The organism is Segeticoccus rhizosphaerae (assembly GCF_009192725.1).
Taxonomy (GTDB): domain Bacteria; phylum Actinomycetota; class Actinomycetes; order Actinomycetales; family Dermatophilaceae; genus Segeticoccus; species Segeticoccus rhizosphaerae.
Map to the genome: position 1 here is coordinate 1 of NZ_VOHR01000040.1, position 19,405 is coordinate 19,405.

Consider the following 19,405-nt stretch of genomic DNA (forward strand, 5'->3'; position numbering starts at 1 on the left):
CGCCCTCACCGGTTCCGCTCGGCGTCTGGCCGAGGCCGAGCACCCCGAACACGCCGAGCAGTCTGCCGCCGCCACGGCCGCCCAGGCCCGCGCCGACCGCGCCCGGGACGCCTACCAGGACGAAGTGCGCTCGGACCCCCTGGGCCTGGCCCGGTTCGGCCACCTCGCCCACATCCAGGATCCCGCCGACCGGCTCGACCGCACCGCGCACCTGGTCGACCAGCTCACCGCCGACCTGCAGCGAACCCGCACCCGGGTCCACGCCCTGGAATCCGAACCCGCCCTCCGCTGCCAACCCCCCGATCTGCTCCGGACCCAACGCGCGGCGTGGAACAGCCAGCGGGAGCACGACCGCGAGGCCCGGCTGGAACAGGCGCGAGCCCGGGCGGCAGCCCAGGCCCGGCAAGACCGGCGCCGTCCCGCCAGACCGGAGCCTGGTGCACCGCACTGGCCGACGATGCGGCCCGACCCAACGCCCGACCTCTCCCGGTAGCCCTCCTGCCGGTCATCCAGAACACCACGCTCTGGGAGACCACTGGGGCCCACGAAGCCGACGGATCCTGTCAAGCGGAGGCAACGATCAGGGCCACGTTCCGCGCTCAGGCGCCGCGCGGCCGCGTCTGACGCGGCCGCGTCAGACACGGTAGGCAGTGAGTCAGGCACGCCCGTTCAGCGGTGCTGAATCGCCGTCAGTGACCGCGCGGAGAGCGCCCGGAGGAGTCTGGCAAGATCATCGCGCTCCAGACAGTCTTTCGGCCGGCTTGGACAACGCTGATCCGGGCCAGGTAAGAGTACGAGGACGTACACTCGATCTATGGCACCGAATCTGGCGGAGTACGTAAACGCGGGCTATTCACTACCGCCCGCTGAGCGTCTTCAGGCCGCTCGCCTGCTCCGGCTGAGCGTGGACCAGGACCAGGATGCCGACCAGGCGGACATCGATGACGCCTGGAGGGAAGAACTCCGCTCCCGCGTCGAGCAGATCTCGCGCGGCGACGTGGAGTTGGTCGATGCCGACGAGACTTACCGGTTGCTGTCCGCTGAACTTGCGGACAAGCACGCGTGACAGCACTTCAACGGGAACACCCAGAGGCACGCGCCGAATTGCGCGCCGCAGCGAATTGGTACGACGACCCCGCAACTGGCCAGGAGCTGCTGGATGCGACCCACCAGGCGCGGCGCGACATCGGCGCTATGCCTGAGGCTTGGCCGACGGTCCACGGCTGGGAAGACGAGCCCGCCTGCGCAGGAAGAGTGTCAAAGGATTCCCGTACGGCGTGATCTACTTCCGGACCAACGACGAAATCGTGATCGTCGCCTACGCCCACGAAAAGCGGCATCCCGGGTACTGGAGGAACCGCCTTGCCGACCAATGACTGAGGTCGTCAGGCGCGAACGTATGCCGATCGACGACCGGGACGACCGCTGACCTCACCGCGCGAGGAGGTGCATACCAATTGGTTGACGCTGCGGGCTACACTGTAGTCGTGACTACACAGATTGCTATCCGCCTCGACGACGACGAGCTCGCGTCTCTGGACGCTGAGGTCGCCCAAGGCCACGCCGCCAACCGCTCTGAAGCCGTCCGCCACGCTCTTGCGCGCCTCCAGCGTGAACAGCGCTACCAGCGCGAAGAGGCCACCTTGGCCGAACTGGTCAGGCGCGGCGAAGCCGTCTACCCGGACTTCGACAGTCTGCTCGACCCACCCCACCCCGCGTTGGATTGATGCGCACCATTGCGGCGGTCCAGTTGGACAAGCGTCGACCCGCGTTGATCCTGACTCGTCGCTCCAAGCTCCACCTGCTGACCTGGGTCACCGTCGCCCCCATCACCACCACGATCCGCGGCATCACCAGCGAGGTCCCGGTCGGGCCCCGCAACGGGCTGGACCACGACAGTGTCATCAGCTGCGACAACATCACCACCGTTCGCAAGAGCTCGGTCGGCGACACCATCGGCCTGCTTCTGGACGATCAGGAACCAGCACTGGCTCGAGCCATCAGCGATGCCTTCGACCTGGCGCTGATATAAGCGACCCGGCACAGACGATCCGAAGCGGGAATCGCCTGTGCCGTACGCCGATCGGCTAACGGACGCCCTGGTGGGACATGTGCCAAGCCGTCCCGTATGGCGCACCTCCGGAACCAGCCGGGCTCCGGGGGGCGACGCGGCCTGTTCTGGGGCCGCAGGCGGTTCGGCAGACGGGACGGTTCGCTCTCTACGCCGGGCCCGGCTCGCGATATCCGAGTCAGATTGCGCGTGCCTACGGCTGGCGGTCGGTTAGTAGGCGGACGAAGAGAGTCGCCAGGATAAGCACCAGACCCGCGGTGCGGAGCAGCGTCAGCACCTTTCCGGGCACACCGCCGAGCGACAGCGCAATGCCGCCGAGGAACAACACCACGGCGACGCCGAGCATGACGAGCTCTCGCTTGGGCGGACGTCGCAGTCGATAACGCGAGCGGTCGTGCTTGTCGTCGGCGGCACCCACGTTCGCAGGCTAGCGTTGAATCACTCAGGACTGGTCGCTCTTGCGCCTTTTGAAGCCGACACCGTGAAGCCGATGGTCGATCCGCTCACGGAACAGGTGGCGCGCGTAAGTGCGGGGGTCCCTACGGCTTTGTTCATGCATCCGCGGGCAGCCCGAGCACCTTGCTGATCGCCGGCCAGGCCTTGGCTCCGAGACGCTCGGCTGCGCCGGCGTCGCCTCCGACGAGATACGGCCTGTTCGGGTTGGGTGCCACCTCGCCGGGCAGCACCACCGGGTGGCCTGCACGGTCGTCGGTCACCAGCACCGTGCCCAGGCCGGCCGACTCCCGGCGTGCCACGATCCTGGCCGAGGCTTCGACGCTGGGCCAGATCTGGTCGTCGCCACCGGCGATGAGCACCAGCTCGCCTCTGAACCGCTCGACCGGGATGGTTGCCAATCGCAGCTGCTCCGGGGCGGCACGTAGCCGGCTGCGCCGGTAGCTCTCGATGAACGCCGGCTTGCCGGCCGGTGGCTGCCAGGAGCGGTCCAGCGGGACGAACGGGACAGGCCGCCCGTCCGAGGTCCACTTGCTGCGCGCTGGATCCTCCTCCCTGTCCACGTGGCCCTCCCAGGCCACATCGGTGGGCGCTATGGCGACCGTGGCGCTGACGCCGCCGACCAGCGATGCGGTCAACAGGGCAGCCTCGGCCCCGTACGACAGCCCGATCAAGCAGATAGCGTCACAGTCCTCGGCCAGCAGACCGGCTGCCTGGCCAAACAGCTCGAGCGGGACTTCGCGAGGCACCTGCGGGAGCCCGGGTCCGCCGAACCAGCGAAGCGCGAGGGCGGTAACCCCTCGCCCGGCCAGCATGTCCGCCCGCCCGGTGTCCATCCGGCCGCTGGACCCGGCCAAGACCAACGCCCCTACTCCGGCGGCCAACCGACTTGTCGGCCGAGCCCAGTAAAGGTTCGCATCATCAGTCGGCCCGAGCATGCTCCTCCTAGGGTGCCGTCCCATCAGCGAGAATACCGGTCATCTCCATCACTCCGCCGCATGCCGATCGCTCAACGGCTGCCTGCGGCGAGGTCTTCAAGGGGTCGCCAGTGGTGGAGCACGTGGCGTTGATCTCGGTCGAAGGCGAAGAAGTGACCTTGACCGGGCTGATCGAGTGCGCGGGTGATCGACCGGTCCAGCAGGGAGCACAGCAACAGCGTGCCGACGCCACCGTGAGAGACGACGACGACGTCGCCATCGCCGGCTCGCTCGTCGGCGAGCACGGCGTCGACCGCGGAGATGATGCGGCGCTGCTCATCGGCTGCCGTCGCCCACCCGCACACGCTCACTTGGGGGGACGCGAAGAACGCCTCGGCCAGATGCTCGAACCGTTCGGGAGCGACGAACCCGGTAGCTGAGCGGTCATTCTCCCCGAGATCCTCCCGCTCCAAGACCGGGACATCGGCCGGCGCCAGCAGCCGCGCAGTCTCACGCGCCTTGGTCTCGCAGGAGGTCCACACCGACGATGCAACAACCAGGAAGGGCGCGCCGGCCAGACCTCGAGCGCGCGCCCGACCCAGTTCCGACAAGTTCCACTGTGGCACCGGAGTGCCAGGGTCGACCCGGACCTGCGGGTGGCTCAGGAACCACACCGTCCGCCGATCTGCCACCCCCGAACGCTACCCCTGACCCTCGACGCGAGTTGTGAAACGCGGTCTGACAGCGGCCTCAGTGAAGGATCGTCCTACGAGACATTCTCTTGCCGGGAGAATCGCTGGCGGGCCGCCTGCCGGGAGACTCCCAGCGCGACAGCGATGTGGTTCCATGACCGCCCGTGCGCTCGGGCCACGTCGACGGCCTCCCGAAGCCGCGCTTCGTCGGCTCGCGTCGCCTCCGCGACAACCGCGACCATCCGGAGGTCTTCGGTGTTCTCGATCTCCGCCGTGGCCGGATCGAGCTCGTCGGCGAGCTTGTCAAAGCGCTCCGCGGCGTGCTCGATCTCCTCGTCTGTGTGTCGCATCATGATCACCTCCTCATCCGAGGAACCGGTAGAACTTGGGCCGAAGCGCCATCGCATGGATGGCCACCGGGTCTTCTCCGTCGAAGTCCAGCACTCCGACTTCCAGCAACGCGCCATCGGATGCCGGGCCGATGAGCAAGCTCAGGCCCTCACCCATCTCGTGCCGCCGCATCATGTTGCGGACGGCATGTTCGATATCGCCGTCGGGGACCCCGTGGCGCCGGGCTGGCCCACCGATCCTCATATAGACAATGTACCTTGTCTGACCGGCAGGAACCAGCAATGCCGGCTCGTCCCAGTCGGGGATCCTGCTACGGGACGCGTCCGGCAGCATTCACGATTTGGGGCAGCGGTGGCCGCTGTCGATCGTCCACGTGTGGTCGTTCAGTTGGGTTGCATGCAGCCAGACCCTCCCTGACTGGAGCATGACTCCTTCATCGTCGCGGTGACCGGTCCACTGCCTTGAGGAGGTGCCGTAGCCTGGCGTGCCGCCCTGCCGAATGAAGTGGAGTGCGGCCAGCCGGGGCGTGCTCGCACCGTGGCCGTTCAGGTCGAAGGAGAGCGCGAAGCCCGAGGCTTCATGACCGGGCGCACAGCCGGTGGTCGCGCGGGTGCCCGGACCGGCCGTGGTGGGGACTTGCTGGGGAGCAGCGGGTCCGATATCAGGTGAGGCACAAGCGGGCAAAACCGCGGCGCCGACGACGAAGGTGAGCAGGACCGCGACCGATCGCAGCTCCTGCCGGAGGCGACATCTCCATGGCATGCCCGAGGGGCAGTTCCTCATGGATAAGCTACCGGTCACGTTCGTCTGATCAGCGGGACCGCTCGGAGCGGCCCGGTCGCCAGCCCCCAGGTTGGGCTCGAGCCCGGCGTCGACGCAGCTCGTGCACGAGGACCTGCTCGCGATGGACCAGGTCGGCCACGTCGGGCTCCACGATGGCGCTTGGGCCGTGGCCCCTCTCCCGTCGCCGCGCTTGCCGCAGCGCGTCCTCGACCTCGGACAATTCCCAGATGAGTTCCCGCACCGACAACGGCGCACTTCGAAGCGACTCCATCTGGACCCCTTGCCCTCGGTCGCGAATGTGGTGAAACTACCCGCTGGCGCTGCTCGCACGGTCTGCCGTGAGGCATTCGTCATCCAGTCGTTACCGCCGCCACGGAACCCGGCGGGGAGAGCGTGCCGGCGCTCCCTCAAACACCGATGGGCTTGCGGATCATCTCTGCTCAAGTGCCCGCACTCACGCGTCGACGCTCTACCGTGTGAGTCGGCATGGGCTTCTTGGACAACCTTCGCCGAGTCGCGCATGACCGAAAGGAGGGCTTGGTGCAGGTTCGGGTGAGCGCTCATGCCTGCCCAGATGCGGATGCATGGTGGCCCTCAATCTTGCTCACGAGCATCGGGCCTGGCATGACGTGCTGGAAGCCGGTGACAGGGCAGCGCCCATAGAGGGATCGGCCTACGGGACGCGGTTGACCGATCAACCACCCGCCCGCCAAGATCGCCGGTAATGGTTCTCGCTGTGGGGCGGGGAGCGCGGCCGAGGCGGATGCCATCAGCGGTCGTGGTCAGGTGGCCCCTTACTCCATCCTCGACGCCGCAGGACTGCCCCGTTGCTCAAGTGGAGTTCGAGCCGCGGACCTCGAAGCCAGCGTCCGACCGCTACCTCCCGGGTCAAGGGATCGTCGTAGGCGTCGAGGAAGGCCAACAAGTCCTCGAGCACTTGGACTTCGTCCTCGCCCTGCTTAGCAAACTCCGTCCAGCCGTAGCCCCCGGGAAGGTCAAGGGTGAAGACTTCACCGTTGAACGCGTCAATCGCTTCCGAATGACGACTTGGGATGGACACGCGGACGACGACATATCCATCCCTCGTTGCGGGGTCGCCGGCGACGTAGCCCATCTGTGCGCAATGCCGTTTCAGTGCAGCGGTCAGCTGCGGCGCGTTGGTTGGCGGTTGTGGATGCTTCATCGCGTCGTCCTCCCAGTAGTGCTTCACCGCCGGCCGAAAGTTCTGGCCGTCTCCCTTGATGAATGCCGCCGCCTTTCGAACCTACAGCCATGATCTCTTCGCCCCACTCTCAGCGCAGCACGCCCGGGCTGGTCTCCGCCTCCCCGCACGCCGATCCCGCTGTGGGGGTGGCTGGTTGTCGGAGTGGTTCGGCCGACAGCAGTGCGCGGTCGGAGCAGGTTTGTGGGGTGGCACGCGGCTGGCAGGCTGGCGGTCTTGTCGCGGGGGGAACGTGTTCCAGGTCAAGGTCGAGGATCTCGTGGTGGTGACCAGGCCACTGGGGTGGTGGAAGTGGAACGCTGAGTCGAGAGTGATTGACTATCCGCCGTGGCCGAACCGCGCGACGTCCAGGAGATGGTGAAGCGGCTGATGGCTGGGCACAGCCCCGAGGAGAACCAGGCCTTGCTCGAGGCACTTCTTGGCGGACAGGTCTCGAGCATCTTCGAGAAGTTGCAGGCCGACCAGGAACCGACGCTGCACCCGGTCTCGGCCGAGGTACGCGGGTACCGCGTTCGCCTGGACCTGCGGGGGGCGAAGCCGCCGGTGTGGAGGCGGCTCGAACTGCCCGGCGACCTCACGCTGCCCCGGCTGCATGAGGTGATCCAGGCGGCGATGGGGTGGACCGACACGCACCTGCACCGGTTCCGGACCGGCGGCGACCATCGCTCGCCGTACTTCATCACTGCGTTCGACGTCGACGAGGGTGAGGACGGCGTGCTCGAGGACGACATCCGGCTCGACCAAACGGTGGCAGCCGAGGGAGATCATCTCTGGTACGAGTACGACTTCGGGGACGGCTGGGACCACGTCCTTCGCGTCGAGGCAGTCTTGGACGAGCCGCCGGCCTCGGTGCGCTGCATGGGGGGCCGGATGGCCTGCCCGCCCGAGGACTGCGGAGGGCTCGGCGGCTACGAGGAGCTGGCTGCCTGGGTGCGCAGCGGGTACGACGACTCGCTCCTTCCCGAGGTCTTCGACGATGCCGCGCATGCTCACGGCTGGCTGCCCCTGGAGTGGCACCCCGACCACTTCGACATCGAGGAGACCCGAGCCGCCCTCGCGGTCGGGGTCGCCGAGCCCGTCGCGGTGACCGACGAGCTCGCCGAGCTCGCCGGGCAGCTGGAGCGTCGCGGCATCCGGCTGTTGCGGGAGGTGCTGGGCCGACCGCTCTCGCACGGACCGACCGAGGTCACCGCCGCCGAGGCCGCCCGGCTGACCCAGACCTACCAGGTCTTCCTCGACGTCATCGGCGACGGGGTCTCCCTCACCGGGGCAGGCTACCTACCGCCCGCGGTGGTCGAGCACTTCGCCGAAGGCAGTGGTATCACCAGGTGGTGGATCGGCAAGGCCAACCGCGAGGATTTGACGCCACCGGTTGCTGGTGTCCGCGATGCCGCTCGTTCCCTTGGTCTAGTCACCGTCCGCAAGGGCCGTCTCACACCGACCGCAGCCGGCAACCGCTGCCGGCAAGATCCGCAGGCGCTGTGGCAGCACATCGTCAAACGCCTTCCGCTGGGCACCAACGACGCCGATCGCCAAGCCGGCTGGATGGCCCTTGCCGTGGCCGGCAGCGGCGTACCGGCGCAGGAGTGGCGCAGCCAGATCAGCGATCTGCTCTTCGCGCTCGGCTGGCGCAGCGGGTCAGACCGGCACTCAACTCCGCCCGCCCACAGCCCGACACTCGACGTGCTGAGCGAGCTGGCCGGAGCAGCACGCACCGGCTGGAACGTCACGGGAACCGACTTTGCGACAGCGACCACCGCCCGCGCCGTCATCCGCCGCGGTTAGCTCAGTCCCGCCGTCCCTATCGCGGATGGGCATTCGGGAACTCCAAGAGGGTCGGGCGGGGCGCGTCTAAGCAGGTCAGTCTGTGCACCAGTCCGGGCGCCGGCGCGGCGACGAAGCGCGGAGCGGGACTGCAGCGCCGACCGCAGGCGCCTGGGTCGCTTCATGTTGGTGGTGACCACGGTGGCGAGCAGATCACCACGCCGGACGCTCTCTCGCGCCCGCTGGATCGCCGGAGCGGCATCCTGGGATGTCATGTCGGGCGCTGTGGTGACTTCTCCAGGTTGAGGTGGGCGGCGATCTGTCTGCGGTAGGCGCCGTGGCCACCGATGTATCGCTGCAGGCCGAACAGCTCGACGTACAGCAGCGCCCTGGCCCAGACCGGCACCGAGCCGACGAGGTGGGTGCGCACCCAATCCCACAGGCGGGGGTCAGCCAAGACCTCGAACGTCTTCTGCTCCGAGACCAGGTCGAAGAGGTCATCCAGGACGAGTTGCAGCCGCCACGAGTAGCGCCCCGGCCGGCCGAGGTCCCACTCGGCGTCACGGCGCCGCAGCATCGCCGTGATCTCGACTCCCCAGGAGGAATGCTGTGCGTACACCGGGGCGATGATGTTCAGCCAGTCCAGCAGGCGGTAGATCGCCGTTGAGGTATAGGGGATGCGGATCTGCAGGCGGAGGACCTCACCCCAGGGCACTGTCTCCGTGGACTGGTTCAGCACCAGGAGCACCCCCGATCTGGTGAACTTCAGCGCGGTGATGCCGTCATCACCGGCAAACACGACGCCGTCCGCGACCTGCCTCCACGGGACCGGCCGGTCCTCACGCACGGCCATCACCTCTGCTGCGCACTCTCGAGCTGACTGGCGAAGGAGGGCGCCGACGAAGGGGACACACGAGCGAATAACCGAACTCTCCCCGGCCAGGAGCCGTCACGGGCGGGCCACGTCGCCGCTGTCGATCGGCCGGTCCGGCTCGCTACGCGAAGCGTGGCTGGCGGCGCTCTCCAGCACTCCCCGAGCCCGCTGCACCCGCCGATTCCGCCGCCCGAGGACGTCGAAGCCGGCCAACTCCGACAGGGCGACTTCTTCCCCGTCAGCCAGGACGACGACCGGGACCGAAGTAGTCCACAGAACCGACGCCGGCCCGTCAGCGTCACCCACATCCACCGCGACCACCCTCAGTCTGCGCCGCCCGAACCAGCCCACCTGGATGACTTTCGAGCCGCGCACGATTACTCGCCGCAGCGGCGAGCGGACCGTGAGAACCAGCGCCACCACGCCCATCGCCAGGTAGACCGCCTGCCAGATCGGCCCGCCTATTTCGTCCGGATCCCCCAGCGCGCTGAACCCGATCAGCGCAAAGCCGCCGGGCGCTGCGGAGAACACCAGCGTCCACGGCGACCACAGCGTCACCGACGTCGTCTTCACGCCGAGCATGATCTCAACAAAGCCGACGTCGAACAATCACCCGAACGGCTGGTCCGGACACCAAGTTCGTGACCCGACCCGGTCCCGTAACACCAACCTCCAGCGGGACGCCGCAGGCCACAGCGGGTGCCGGGCCTGCGTAGAGCACCCGCTTCACCGTTTACCCCGCCCGGTGGTCGTCACCGGGACGGGAACGTCGTGCGGCGCACCGCGGCCGGTCGATTTGTAGGCTCCTTCCAATAGCCGGCGCCGGCCAATATTCCATCGGTACCGGGTCGCTCCATCTCAATCGGCAAGGCCGGGGAATACCACCGGGCGCGGTCGAGCCGGACGCGATCGGTATCGGTGAGCTGGCCGACGCGGTCGCCTACATTCTTTCTGGGCATCGTCGTGATCTTGTCGACCATGAGTTGACTTGGCTGTTCGATTCCGGTGCTGGGGTTGGACGGGATGGGGATGCGGATCAGTGGCTGCGTCGAACTGGTTCGTGTTCGTCGGGCAGACCGTCACCGAGGCTGTCACGTCGAATCGATCGTCCTGGATGATGACCACCGGCCTTGGCTTGCCCGTGTAGGCACCACGCGCCGCTGCCACGTGGATGTCCCCCCGCCTCACTCGCCAGGATCCGGTTCATCGGTCCACTCGACCGAGATGGCGTCGACGAAGCCTTGGTCACTTGCCTCGTGCTCCCTGGCAGCGACGGCGGCCGCCTGGCGGTGAGCCTGCGCGGCGAACTCGGGCGCGCGCACGTCGGGAACCCAGATCTGAACGGGTCGGAGTCCCTGCGCGCGCAACCGCCGACGGTGCTCGCGTGTGCTGACCATACGGCGATGTTACGTGTAACGCCGGGGTTGGCCACGGATAACGACCGAGTCGAAGAACACTCGACGAGGCCCGTTCGGGAAGCACCCTCCCGGCTGCTGCTGAAGAGCCAGCGGGTTTCCGAGCCGCCCGCTCACGGCAACCACAGATAGGTGGCGTCCAACTGAGCACGGAGGGCCTATCCGCGCCCTTACGGGGTCGTAATCCCGCCACGAGCGGCTGTGGCCAATCGAGGAGAAGTCGATGAGCGATCCGAGAGCTCACTGCGTGACCAGCACGAACGGCTGTGGACCTGGACGAGCCAGACGGTTCGCCACAGCAGAGGACCCGGGGCGGGCGCCCGATGGTGCCCCGTCGGACCGGTAGAGACAGCAAACAGCACACCACCAGGAGGAGACCATGAGCAGCACCCACCCGACCCTCACGGCAACGCCGCACGCCGACGACGAGCTGATGACCCTCAAGGAGGTCGCCGCCATCGTCCGCGTGCCCGAGGCCACCCTGCGCTACTGGCGTCACCTCGGCACCGGGCCGCACAGCTTCCGGATCGGCCGATCCGTCCGGTACTGGCGCACCGAGGTCCTCGCGTGGCTGGAGCAGGAGTCCCACGATCCACAGGACCGGCCATGAGGCTCGGCACCGGTGGGCGGTCGAGGGGACAATGAGCCATGGCCAGCATCGAGAAGCGCCTCCGCGACGGACAGGTCACCTGGCGGGCGCACTACCGCACCCCGGCCGGCGCGCAGCGCAACAAGACGTTCGACCGCAAGCTCGACGCGCAGCGCTTCCTGGCCACCGTCGAGTCCGCGAAGCAGACCGGCTCGTTCGTCGACCCTGTCCTGGCGCGGCTGACCGTGGGCAAGCTGGCCACCCACTGGCTGGAGAACCAGACCCACCTCAAGCCGTCCACCCGGGAGCGGTACGCCGGCATCGTGCGCGAGCACGTCCGGCCGCAGTGGGAGGACATCACCTTGGCCAACGTCGCCCACGCCGACGTGCAGGCCTGGGTGACCTCCCTGTCGGCGACCCGGTCCCCGGCGACGGTCCGGAAGGTTCATCGCGTCCTCTCCCTGATCCTGGACATGGCTGTCCGGGACGGACGGCTGGCGCGCAACGTCGCCCAGGGAGTGAACCTGCCCCGGCCGGTGCGGCAGCAGCAGCGCTACCTGAGCCACGCGCAGGTGGCGGCGCTCGCCGCCGAGTGCGGCAGGCCAGCGCAGGTGAGCAAGCACCGGCGGCTCGACGAGCGCACCAACGAGACCTACCGGCTCGTGGTGTTGTTCCTGGCCTACACCGGCGTCCGGTTCGGCGAGATGGCGGCGCTGCCGGTCGGCCGGCTCGACCTGGTGCGCCGGCGTGCCCTGATCGCCCAGTCGGTCACCGTGGTCCAGGGCCAGGGGCTGGTGTGGGGGACCCCGAAGACCCATGAGCGCCGCGACGTCCCGATTCCCCGGTTCCTGGTCGAGGACCTGGCCGCGCACGTCGCCGGCAAGGCACCCGACGAGCTGGTCTTCACCGGGGTCCGGGGCGGCGGCCCGATGCGGGCGGCGATCTTCCGCCGCGGCGGCTTCGATGCGGCCGCGCGGGCGATCGGACTTCCCGGCCTGCATCCGCACGAGCTGCGGCACACCGCCGCGAGCCTGGCGATCGCGGCCGGTGCCGATGTCAAGGTCGTCCAGCACATGCTCGGCCACTCCTCGGCGACGATGACCATGGACACCTACGGTCACCTGTTCCACAACCGGCTCGACGAGGTCGCCGACGCGATGGACCTGGCCCGCTCCGCGGCCCAGGAGCGAGCCCGCCAGAGCGCCGACGCTGTTGCCCAAGCCGATCCTGCTGTTGCCCGAGTGTTGCCCGACGCCCTGGTGGTCGACTTGGCCCATCTCCGGCGAAACAGCAAAACCGCTGGTCAGCGCCGCAATTCTGGTGGCGCCCCCGGCAGGATTCGAACCTGCGCTCCCGCCTCCGGAGGGCGGTGCTCTATCCCCTGAGCTACGGGGGCCGGACGGAAACCGGCCGCTTGTGGTGAGGCGCTCGGGTCCGTGCATTTCGGCACGCGGGAGCACAGTAGCAGCCTACTCTTTCGGACATGACCACGGCCGACGCTGCGGGCGCTAAGCGTGGCATCCGCAATGGACCCGCCGGCCAGAACTTGGCCGCACGGGCTGCCCGACGCGTCATCGTCTGCGACGACGAGCCCGGGGTCCGAATGCTCCTTCGGATCAACCTCGAGCTCGAAGGGTGCACCGTCACCGAGGCGACCGACGGGGACGAGCTGATCGCCCTGCTCCGGCTGAGCGACCCACTGCCGGACGCCGTCACCCTCGACGCCCTGATGCCCCACATCAACGGATGGCGCACGACCCAGATCATCCGGTCCGATCCGCGCACCCGCGACCTGCCCGTGATCATGATCAGCGCCAGCACCCATGTCGAAGACCGGATCCGGGCCGAGGAGGCGGGTGTCGACGTCTTCGTCTCCAAGCCGTTCGAACCGCACGCCGTCGTTGACCTGGTGCTCGGCCTGGCCGCTCGAGGCCGCGGATGAGCACGCGTCCGCCGCCCCTAGACTTCTCCGGGTGACCCCCGAACAGCTCGCGCTCGCGATCCGCGCTGCCCTGCAGGACGCCGTCGACGCCGGTGACCTGCAGGTCGATGTGCCTGACACGGTCCGGGTGGAGCGGCCGAGGAGCCGCGCCCACGGTGACTGGTCGACCAACATCGCGCTGCAGCTGGCCAAGCGGGCCGGGGTGCCGCCACGCGAACTGGCCACCGTCCTGGCGGACCGGCTGGCGGCCGTCGGCGGCATCAAGGCGGTCGACATCGCCGGGCCGGGCTTCCTCAACATCACCTTCGAGGCCGCGTCCGCCGGGGAGCTGGCGCGCACCATCGTCGAGGCCGGCACGGCATACGGCACCAATGAGGCCGAGGCGGGGCACGTCATCAACCTCGAGTTCGTCTCGGCCAACCCGACGGGGCCCCTGCACATCGGGCACACCCGCTGGGCCGCTCTCGGAGACGCCCTCCGCCGCCTCCTGACCGCCTCCGGGGCCGAGGTCACCGCGGAGTACTACGTCAACGACGCCGGCGCGCAGATGGATCGCTTCGCCGCGTCGGTGCTCGCCGCGGCCCGGAACGAACCGACTCCCGAGGACGGGTACCCGGGGGCCTACGTCACGGCGCTCGGCGAGGCCGTGCTGGCCGAGCGCCCGGACCTGACGACCCTGCCCGCCGATCAGGCCCTCCGGGTCACCCGCGAGATCGCCTCCCGGCACCAGCTCGCCGACATCCGGGAGGTTCTCGAAGCCTTCGGGGTGCATTTCGACGTGTGGTTCTCGGAGAAGTCGCTGCACGACAGCGGCGCGGTGCAGGACGCTGTCGCACGGCTCCGGCAGCAGGGTCACGTCTTCGAGTTCGAGGGCGGGACCTGGCTGCGCACCACGGAATTCGGCGACGACAAGGACCGCGTCCTGGTGCGCGCGGGCGGCGAGCCCACCTACTTCGCATCCGACGCCGCCTACTACCTGAGCAAGAAGGACCGGGGCTTCACCGAGAAGGTCTACCTGCTCGGCGCGGACCACCACGGCTACGTCGGGCGGCTCAAGGCGATCGCGGCCTGCGCAGGGGACGACCCCGAGACCAATATCGAGGTGCTGATCGGCCAGCTCATCAACATCTCGGGCGAGCGCATGGGCAAGCGCCGCGGCAACGCGATCTACATGCGCGAGCTGCTCGAGTGGATCGGGTCCGACGCCGTCCGTTACACGCTCGCCCGCTACCCGGCCGACTCCCCGCTCTCGCTGAACGGCGAGGACCTGCGTCGCCAGACCAACGACAACCCGGTGTTCTACGTGCAGTACGCCCACGCCCGGACCTGCAACGTCGCGCGGCTCGCCGGGGAGGACGGGGTGTCCCGCAGCGACGGGTTCGATCCCGCGCTGCTCACGCACGAGACCGAGTCGGCGCTCCTGGCCGCGCTCGGAGACTTCCCGCGCATCGTCGCGCAGGCGGCCACCCTGCGGGAGCCGCACCGCGTCGCCCGCTACCTCGAGGCGCTCGCCGCCCGCTTCCACAAGTGGTATGACGAGTGCCGCGTCCGCCCGGTGAACGCCGACGAGGAGATCACCGACCTGCACCGCACGAGGCTCTGGCTCAACGACGCGACCCGCACCGTGCTGGCGTCGGGCCTCGACCTGCTCGGGGTGTCTGCCCCGGAGCGGATCTAGCGCCGTGGCGACGATGAGCCCGGACGCGACGACGGACGGCCCGCCGGCCCTGCCGGACGACCTGGCGCAGCTGCTGCCACGACTCTGGCCGTCCGGAGCTGCCCGCGACGACTCCGGTGCGCTGACCCTCGGCGGACTCGACGTGCGCGAGCTCGCCCGCGAGTTCGGCACTCCTGCCTACTTCCTCGACGAGGACGACTTCAGGGCGAGGGCTCGAGAGCATCGGGAGGCCTTCGAGCGCGCCTTCCAGGACCTGGCCGGGGCGGACGTCTACTACGCGGGCAAGGCCTTCTTGTGCACGGCGGTCGCGCACTGGGTCCAGGAGGAGGGCCTTCGCCTCGATGTCTGCACCGGCGGAGAGCTCGCCGTCGCGGTCCGGGCCGGGACCCCCGGAGAGCAGGTCGGCCTGCACGGCAACAACAAGTCGTGCGAGGAGATCGAGGCTGCGCTGCGCCACGGCGTCGGTCGCATCGTCCTCGACTCCTTCGAGGAGATTGACCGGGTTGCCGCGGTCGCGCGGGAGCTCGGGGTCGTGGCGCCGGTGATGATCCGGGTCACCGTCGGGGTGTCGGCCCATACCCACGAGTTCATCGCCACCGCCCACGAGGACCAGAAGTTCGGCTTCAGCCTCGCCGGAGGAGCCGCGGGTGAGGCGGTCCTGCAGGTGCTGCGGCATCCGGAGCAGCTGCGGCTGCTCGGCCTGCACAGCCACATCGGCAGCCAGATCTTCGACGTGAGCGGTTTCGAGGTCGCGGCGCGCCGGTTGCTTCAGCTGCATGCCACGGTCGCCCGGGACCACGGGCTCGAGCTGCCGGAGCTCGACCTCGGCGGTGGTTTCGGCATCGCCTACACGAGCGACGAGGTTCCCCTGGCGACGGACGAGCTGGCCCGGGGCCTCGCCACCATCGTGCGGGAGGAGTGCGCGGCGGCGGCGATCCCGGTGCCGCGGATCTCGGTCGAGCCCGGCCGGGCCATCGTCGGACCAACCACGGTCACGGTCTACGAGGTGGGCACGGTCAAGCCGGTTCAGCTCGAGGACGGCGCGACCCGAACCTATGTCGCCGTCGACGGCGGGATGAGCGACAACATCCGCACCGCTCTCTACGGCGCCGAGTACTCCTGCGCCCTGGCGGGGCGCCGCGGCGTCGACGAGGCGGCCCTCGTGCGCGTCGTCGGCAAGCACTGCGAGAGCGGCGACATCGTCGTCCGGGACGGCTACCTGCCGGCGGACGTGCGCGCGGGCGACCTGCTCGCGGTGCCGGGGACCGGTGCCTATTGCCGCAGCCTGGCCAACCAGTACAACCACGTGCCGAGGCCGCCGGTCGTCGCCATCCGGGGCGGCCGGGCGCGGGTCATCGTGCGACGGGAGACCGTCGAGGACCTGCTGGCGCTGGACGCCCTGTGACCGCCCGGATGCCGGACAGCGGCCGTCCAGAGGGTGGGCGCCCGGCAGGATTGGGCCGAAAGGCACGTATCGAGAGGGTGAGGTCGTGAGCACCGAGCAGAGCGAGGACGGGCCCGGGCGGGTGGAGCCACTGCGCGTCGCGCTGCTCGGCTGCGGGGTCGTCGGCACCGCCGTGGTGCGGAGGCTGCTCAGCCATGCTGACGACTACGCCTCGCGGGTCGGGCGGCCGCTGCAGATCGTGGGCATCGCCGTCCGCACCGAGGGGGTCGACCGTTCCGACGTCGGTGTCGACGTCGACCTCTTCACCACTGACGCCGCGTCCCTCGTGGCGCGGGCGGACATCGTGATCGAGCTGATGGGCGGTATCGAGCCGGCGCGCACCCTGATCCTGTCCGCGCTGGAGCACGGCGCCGCCGTGGTCACCGCCAACAAGGCGCTGATGGCCGAGGACGGTCCGACGTTGCACGAGGCAGCCCGCCGCGCGGGGGTGGACCTCTTCTATGAGGCAGCCGTCGCCGGAGCGATCCCCCTGGTCCGGCCGCTGGTCGAGTCGTTGGCCGGCGACAAGGTCCACCGCATCACCGGCATCGTCAACGGCACCACCAACTACGTGCTCGACCAGATGGACCGGGCCGGCGCCGACTTCGACGAGGCGCTGAAGCAGGCCCAGGCGCTCGGCTATGCCGAGGCCGACCCGACCGCCGACATCGAGAGCCATGACGCGGCCGCGAAGGCGGCCATCCTGGCGTCCCTCGCCTTCCACACCCGGGTGAGCGCGAGCCAGGTGCACTGCGAGGGCATCACCGCGGTGACCCGTGAAGACGTGCGCGAGGCGCGCGAGCTCGACTGTGTCATCAAGCCGCTCGCCATCTGCGAGCGGATCGAGGACGCGTCGGGCGCCGTGGCGGTCAGCGCCCGGGTGTACCCGGCGATGGTGCCCCGGACCCATCCCCTCGCGAGCGTCCACGACGCGTTCAACGCGGTGTTCATCGAGGCCGCCGCCGCGGGCGAGCTGATGTTCTACGGCCAGGGCGCAGGCGGCGACCCGACCGCCTCAGCGGTGCTCGGCGACGTGATCGCGGCCGCCCGGCACGCGGTGACCGGCGGACGCAGTCCCGGGGAGTCGACTTACGCGGATCTGCCTGTGCTTCCTCTGGACTCGGTGCAGACCCGCTACCACATCAGTCTCGATGTGGCAGACCTGCCGGGCGTCCTCGCCGGCATCGCCGCGGTTTTCTCCGAGCACGGCGTGTCGCTGGAGAGCGTCCGGCAACGCCTGGTCTCCGGCGGCGAGGGCGAGCAACGGGCCAACCTGGTCGTGGTCACGCACCGGGCACCGGACGCGGCACTCTCCGCGACCGTCGAGGCGCTGGCAGCGGACCCCGCGGTGCACCGCCTGCGGTCCGTCATCCGGGTCGAAGGAGGGCTGTGATGGCCACACCGTGGAGAGGGGTCATCGCGGAGTACCGCGACCGGCTCCCGATCGTCCGGGACGCGCCGGTCGTCACGCTGGGCGAGGGTGGCACGCCGCTGATCCCGGCCGAGCACCTCTCGGAGCTGGTGGGCGCCGACGTCCATATCAAGTACGAGGGCCTGAACCCGACCGCGTCCTTCAAGGACCGCGGCATGACGGTCGCGATCAGCCACGCCGCGGGCGCCGGTGCCCAGGCGGTCATCTGCGCCTCCACCGGCAACACCAGCGCGTCGGCGGCGGCCTACGCCACCAAGGCGGGTATGACGTGTGGCGTCCTGGTGCCGGACGGCAAGATCGCGATGGGCAAGCTCAGCCAGGCGATCGCCCACGGTGCGACCCTGCTGCAGGTGGACGGCAACTTCGACGACTGCCTCACCCTGGCCCGTAAGCTTGCGGAGGCCTACCCCGTCGAGCTGGTCAACTCCGTCAACCCGGCCCGGATCGAGGGTCAGAAGACAGCGGCCTTCGAGGTCGTCGACGTGCTGGGGGACGCCCCCGACATCCACTGCCTGCCGGTGGGCAACGCCGGCAACATCACGGCATACTGGCGCGGCTACCAGCAGTACCTGCAGGACGCCGAGATGCCCGGGCCGGCAACCAGACTCCCGCAGATGTGGGGTTTCCAGGCGGAGGGTGCCGCGCCGCTCGTGCTGGGCCACCCGGTGGACCATCCGGAGACCATCGCCACCGCGATCCGCATCGGCAACCCGGCGTCCTGGCAGCAGGCGGAGGGCGCTCGGGACGCGTCCGGCGGCCGGATCGCCGCGGTGACCGACAGGCAGATCCTTGCCGCGCACCGCCTGCTCTCCAGCCGTGAGGGGATCTTCGTAGAGCCGGCCTCCGCGGCGAGCGTGGCCGGGTTGCTCGCGGCGCACGAGGCCGGCGAGGTGCCCGCGGGGGCACGCATCGTGTGCACGGTCACGGGTCACGGACTGAAGGACCCGGGGTGGGCGCTCAAGGACGAGGAGGGCAGCGACGTCGTGCCGACCCGCGTGCCGGTCGACGCGATGACCGCCGCGGCAGCACTCGGCCTGGGGGCCTGACCCGGTGCAGGACCTCGTCGCCGGACGCTCCGTCTCCGTCCGCGTCCCGGCGAGCACGGCCAACCTGGGCCCCGGTTTCGACTCCGTGGGACTGGCCCTCGGGATCTGGGACGAGTGCACCGCGACCGTGGCCGGTGACCGGCTCGACATCGTCGTGGAGGGGGAGGGGGCCGGGGGACTGCCCTGCGACGAGGGCCACCTAGTTCACCGGTCGATGGTGCGGGCCTGGCAGGAGCAGGGGGTGCGTCCACCCGCCGGGTTGCGCCTCCGGTGCCGCAACACGATCTCGCACAACCGCGGCCTCGGCTCGTCTGCCGCGGCGATCGTGGCCGGGGTGGCACTCGCGCACGGGTTGGTGTCGGCTGGCTGCCGGCCAGAGGTGGAGGGCGGCGGCGACGACATCGCAGCCGACCTCGTCGTGGACCTCGCCGCCGTCAACGACCTGGCGAGCGAGCTCGAGGGCCATCCCGACAACGCGTCGGCCAGTGTCTTCGGAGGGCTGACGCTGTCGTGGTCGGACGATGCCGCGACGACCCGGCGCACCCGGACGGTCCGCCTGGCCGTGCATCCCGACATCGTCCCGGTCGTCCTGGTGCCGACCGCAGAGTTGGCCACCGCCAGGGCGCGGGCCGTGCTGCCGACGAGCGTGCCGCTCGCCGACGCGGCCCGCAACAGCGCCCGTGCGGCGCTCCTCGTCGAGGCGATGACCCGCCGACCCGACCTGCTTCTGCC

General features: G+C 69.5%; 22 protein-coding genes, 1 tRNA gene and 2 pseudogenes. 13 read left to right on the forward strand and 12 right to left on the reverse strand.

The genetic code is table 11. From position 1 onward, the window contains the following. From FRW57_RS23010 to FRW57_RS05505, 4 genes are all read left to right on the forward strand, one after another. Positions 1-493, forward strand: a 493-nt coding sequence (locus FRW57_RS23010) for a hypothetical protein (RefSeq protein ID WP_203230220.1), incomplete at its 5' end; no start/stop codon positions are given. Positions 494-814: 321 nt separating this feature from the next. Continuing rightward, on the forward strand, positions 815-1,066 hold the full coding sequence (locus FRW57_RS05495; protein ID WP_137121425.1) for an addiction module protein: 252 nt from the start codon (positions 815-817) through the stop codon (positions 1,064-1,066). Between the two features lie 421 nt (positions 1,067-1,487). Further along, complete coding sequence (locus FRW57_RS05500) at positions 1,488-1,727, forward strand: ribbon-helix-helix domain-containing protein (RefSeq protein ID WP_162308183.1); 240 nt, start codon at positions 1,488-1,490, stop codon at positions 1,725-1,727. Next, on the forward strand, positions 1,727-2,032 hold the full coding sequence (locus FRW57_RS05505) for a type II toxin-antitoxin system PemK/MazF family toxin (protein WP_152185506.1): 306 nt from the start codon (positions 1,727-1,729) through the stop codon (positions 2,030-2,032). The genes FRW57_RS05500 and FRW57_RS05505 overlap by 1 nt, the downstream gene beginning before the upstream one ends. 232 nt (positions 2,033-2,264) lie before the next feature. Here FRW57_RS05505 and FRW57_RS05510 read toward each other — a convergent pair whose 3' ends face one another. The 7 genes from FRW57_RS05510 to FRW57_RS05540 form a co-directional block, all read right to left on the reverse strand. Next, positions 2,265-2,489, reverse strand: coding sequence for a hypothetical protein (locus FRW57_RS05510; protein WP_137123532.1), 225 nt, complete (start codon positions 2,487-2,489; stop codon positions 2,265-2,267). Between the two features lie 133 nt (positions 2,490-2,622). Then, positions 2,623-3,486, reverse strand: a complete 864-nt coding sequence (locus tag FRW57_RS05515) for an acyl-CoA thioester hydrolase/BAAT C-terminal domain-containing protein (RefSeq protein ID WP_137123533.1) — start codon at positions 3,484-3,486, stop codon at positions 2,623-2,625. A gap of 47 nt (positions 3,487-3,533) precedes the next feature. Beyond that, on the reverse strand, positions 3,534-4,133 hold the full coding sequence (locus FRW57_RS05520) for a histidine phosphatase family protein (RefSeq protein WP_137123534.1): 600 nt from the start codon (positions 4,131-4,133) through the stop codon (positions 3,534-3,536). A gap of 74 nt (positions 4,134-4,207) precedes the next feature. After that, a complete protein-coding gene (locus FRW57_RS05525) occupies positions 4,208-4,486 on the reverse strand; it encodes a hypothetical protein (RefSeq protein ID WP_202911730.1) in 279 nt (92 codons plus the stop codon). A 10-nt stretch (positions 4,487-4,496) separates the two neighbouring features. Next, positions 4,497-4,727, reverse strand: a complete 231-nt coding sequence (locus tag FRW57_RS05530) for a hypothetical protein (protein ID WP_137123535.1) — start codon at positions 4,725-4,727, stop codon at positions 4,497-4,499. A gap of 568 nt (positions 4,728-5,295) precedes the next feature. Then, a complete protein-coding gene (locus FRW57_RS05535) occupies positions 5,296-5,538 on the reverse strand; it encodes a hypothetical protein (RefSeq protein ID WP_137123536.1) in 243 nt (80 codons plus the stop codon). A 498-nt stretch (positions 5,539-6,036) separates the two neighbouring features. After that, positions 6,037-6,477: a hypothetical protein gene (locus tag FRW57_RS05540; protein ID WP_137123537.1), complete on the reverse strand. Its 441-nt coding sequence runs from the start codon at positions 6,475-6,477 to the stop codon at positions 6,037-6,039. A gap of 339 nt (positions 6,478-6,816) precedes the next feature. Here FRW57_RS05540 and FRW57_RS05545 point away from each other — a divergent pair, with 339 nt between their 5' ends. Beyond that, positions 6,817-8,274 carry a plasmid pRiA4b ORF-3 family protein gene (locus FRW57_RS05545; protein WP_238384900.1) on the forward strand — a complete coding sequence of 486 codons (1,458 nt, stop codon included), beginning with the start codon at positions 6,817-6,819 and terminating at the stop codon, positions 8,272-8,274. 250 nt (positions 8,275-8,524) lie between these two features. Here the strand turns inward: FRW57_RS05545 and FRW57_RS05550 are convergent, their stop codons facing one another. The 4 genes and pseudogenes from FRW57_RS05550 to FRW57_RS05565 all read right to left on the reverse strand — a co-directional run bounded on the left by FRW57_RS05550 (position 8,525) and on the right by FRW57_RS05565 (position 10,524). Continuing rightward, positions 8,525-9,100 (reverse strand): hypothetical protein, encoded by a 576-nt coding sequence (locus tag FRW57_RS05550; protein WP_137122876.1) that lies wholly within the window; start codon positions 9,098-9,100, stop codon positions 8,525-8,527. Between the two features lie 102 nt (positions 9,101-9,202). Further along, complete coding sequence (locus FRW57_RS05555; protein ID WP_137122877.1) at positions 9,203-9,736, reverse strand: hypothetical protein; 534 nt, start codon at positions 9,734-9,736, stop codon at positions 9,203-9,205. A gap of 143 nt (positions 9,737-9,879) precedes the next feature. Beyond that, positions 9,880-10,315 (reverse strand): annotated as a pseudogene (locus FRW57_RS24340) (type II toxin-antitoxin system PemK/MazF family toxin). Next, complete coding sequence (locus FRW57_RS05565) at positions 10,312-10,524, reverse strand: antitoxin MazE family protein (protein ID WP_137122878.1); 213 nt, start codon at positions 10,522-10,524, stop codon at positions 10,312-10,314. The pseudogene FRW57_RS24340 and the gene FRW57_RS05565 overlap by 4 nt, the downstream one beginning before the upstream one ends. 397 nt (positions 10,525-10,921) lie before the next feature. On the opposite strand from FRW57_RS05565, the gene FRW57_RS05570 reads away from it, so the two are divergent. Further along, positions 10,922-11,152 carry a helix-turn-helix transcriptional regulator gene (locus FRW57_RS05570; RefSeq protein ID WP_137122879.1) on the forward strand — a complete coding sequence of 77 codons (231 nt, stop codon included), beginning with the start codon at positions 10,922-10,924 and terminating at the stop codon, positions 11,150-11,152. Positions 11,153-11,190: 38 nt separating this feature from the next. Further along, a pseudogene (locus tag FRW57_RS24985) lies at positions 11,191-12,249 on the forward strand (tyrosine-type recombinase/integrase); the annotation flags it as partial. 203 nt (positions 12,250-12,452) lie between these two features. Here FRW57_RS24985 and FRW57_RS05580 read toward each other — a convergent pair. Continuing rightward, positions 12,453-12,527: transfer RNA gene (locus tag FRW57_RS05580), tRNA-Arg, on the reverse strand. Positions 12,528-12,614: 87 nt separating this feature from the next. Here FRW57_RS05580 and FRW57_RS05585 point away from each other — a divergent pair. The 6 genes from FRW57_RS05585 to FRW57_RS05610 all read left to right on the forward strand — a co-directional run. Then, positions 12,615-13,073: a response regulator gene (locus tag FRW57_RS05585; protein WP_137122880.1), complete on the forward strand. Its 459-nt coding sequence runs from the start codon at positions 12,615-12,617 to the stop codon at positions 13,071-13,073. 31 nt (positions 13,074-13,104) lie between these two features. Next, a complete protein-coding gene (gene argS, locus FRW57_RS05590; RefSeq protein WP_137122881.1) occupies positions 13,105-14,751 on the forward strand; it encodes an arginine--tRNA ligase in 1,647 nt (548 codons plus the stop codon). A gap of 13 nt (positions 14,752-14,764) precedes the next feature. Next, entirely contained in the window at positions 14,765-16,156 is a 1,392-nt protein-coding gene (lysA, locus tag FRW57_RS05595; protein ID WP_137122910.1) for a diaminopimelate decarboxylase, read from the forward strand. Between the two features lie 85 nt (positions 16,157-16,241). Beyond that, positions 16,242-17,588, forward strand: a complete 1,347-nt coding sequence (locus FRW57_RS05600; RefSeq protein WP_238999317.1) for a homoserine dehydrogenase — start codon at positions 16,242-16,244, stop codon at positions 17,586-17,588. Next, positions 17,588-18,673, forward strand: a complete 1,086-nt coding sequence (gene thrC / locus FRW57_RS05605) for a threonine synthase (protein ID WP_137122882.1) — start codon at positions 17,588-17,590, stop codon at positions 18,671-18,673. Before FRW57_RS05600 ends, thrC begins: the two co-directional genes overlap by 1 nt. A gap of 4 nt (positions 18,674-18,677) precedes the next feature. Further along, positions 18,678-19,405: homoserine kinase (locus tag FRW57_RS05610; protein ID WP_152185507.1), on the forward strand; the 728-nt coding region annotated here is incomplete at its 3' end.

What these genes read in the sequence shown, in the direction of transcription:
- thrC (WP_137122882.1), top strand. Translation starts at nt 17,588, where the DNA reads ATGGCCACACCGTGGAGAGGGGTCATCGCGGAGTACCGCGACCGGCTC.
- FRW57_RS05535 (WP_137123536.1), bottom strand. Translation starts at nt 5,538, where the DNA reads ATGGAGTCGCTTCGAAGTGCGCCGTTGTCGGTGCGGGAACTCATCTGG.
- FRW57_RS05515 (WP_137123533.1), bottom strand. Translation starts at nt 3,486, where the DNA reads ATGGGACGGCACCCTAGGAGGAGCATGCTCGGGCCGACTGATGATGCG.
- FRW57_RS05525 (WP_202911730.1), bottom strand. Translation starts at nt 4,486, where the DNA reads ATGATGCGACACACAGACGAGGAGATCGAGCACGCCGCGGAGCGCTTT.
- lysA (WP_137122910.1), top strand. Translation starts at nt 14,765, where the DNA reads ATGAGCCCGGACGCGACGACGGACGGCCCGCCGGCCCTGCCGGACGAC.
- FRW57_RS05530 (WP_137123535.1), bottom strand. Translation starts at nt 4,727, where the DNA reads ATGAGGATCGGTGGGCCAGCCCGGCGCCACGGGGTCCCCGACGGCGAT.
- FRW57_RS05505 (WP_152185506.1), top strand. Translation starts at nt 1,727, where the DNA reads ATGCGCACCATTGCGGCGGTCCAGTTGGACAAGCGTCGACCCGCGTTG.
- FRW57_RS05570 (WP_137122879.1), top strand. Translation starts at nt 10,922, where the DNA reads ATGAGCAGCACCCACCCGACCCTCACGGCAACGCCGCACGCCGACGAC.
- FRW57_RS05495 (WP_137121425.1), top strand. Translation starts at nt 815, where the DNA reads ATGGCACCGAATCTGGCGGAGTACGTAAACGCGGGCTATTCACTACCG.
- FRW57_RS05585 (WP_137122880.1), top strand. Translation starts at nt 12,615, where the DNA reads ATGACCACGGCCGACGCTGCGGGCGCTAAGCGTGGCATCCGCAATGGA.
- FRW57_RS05565 (WP_137122878.1), bottom strand. Translation starts at nt 10,524, where the DNA reads ATGGTCAGCACACGCGAGCACCGTCGGCGGTTGCGCGCGCAGGGACTC.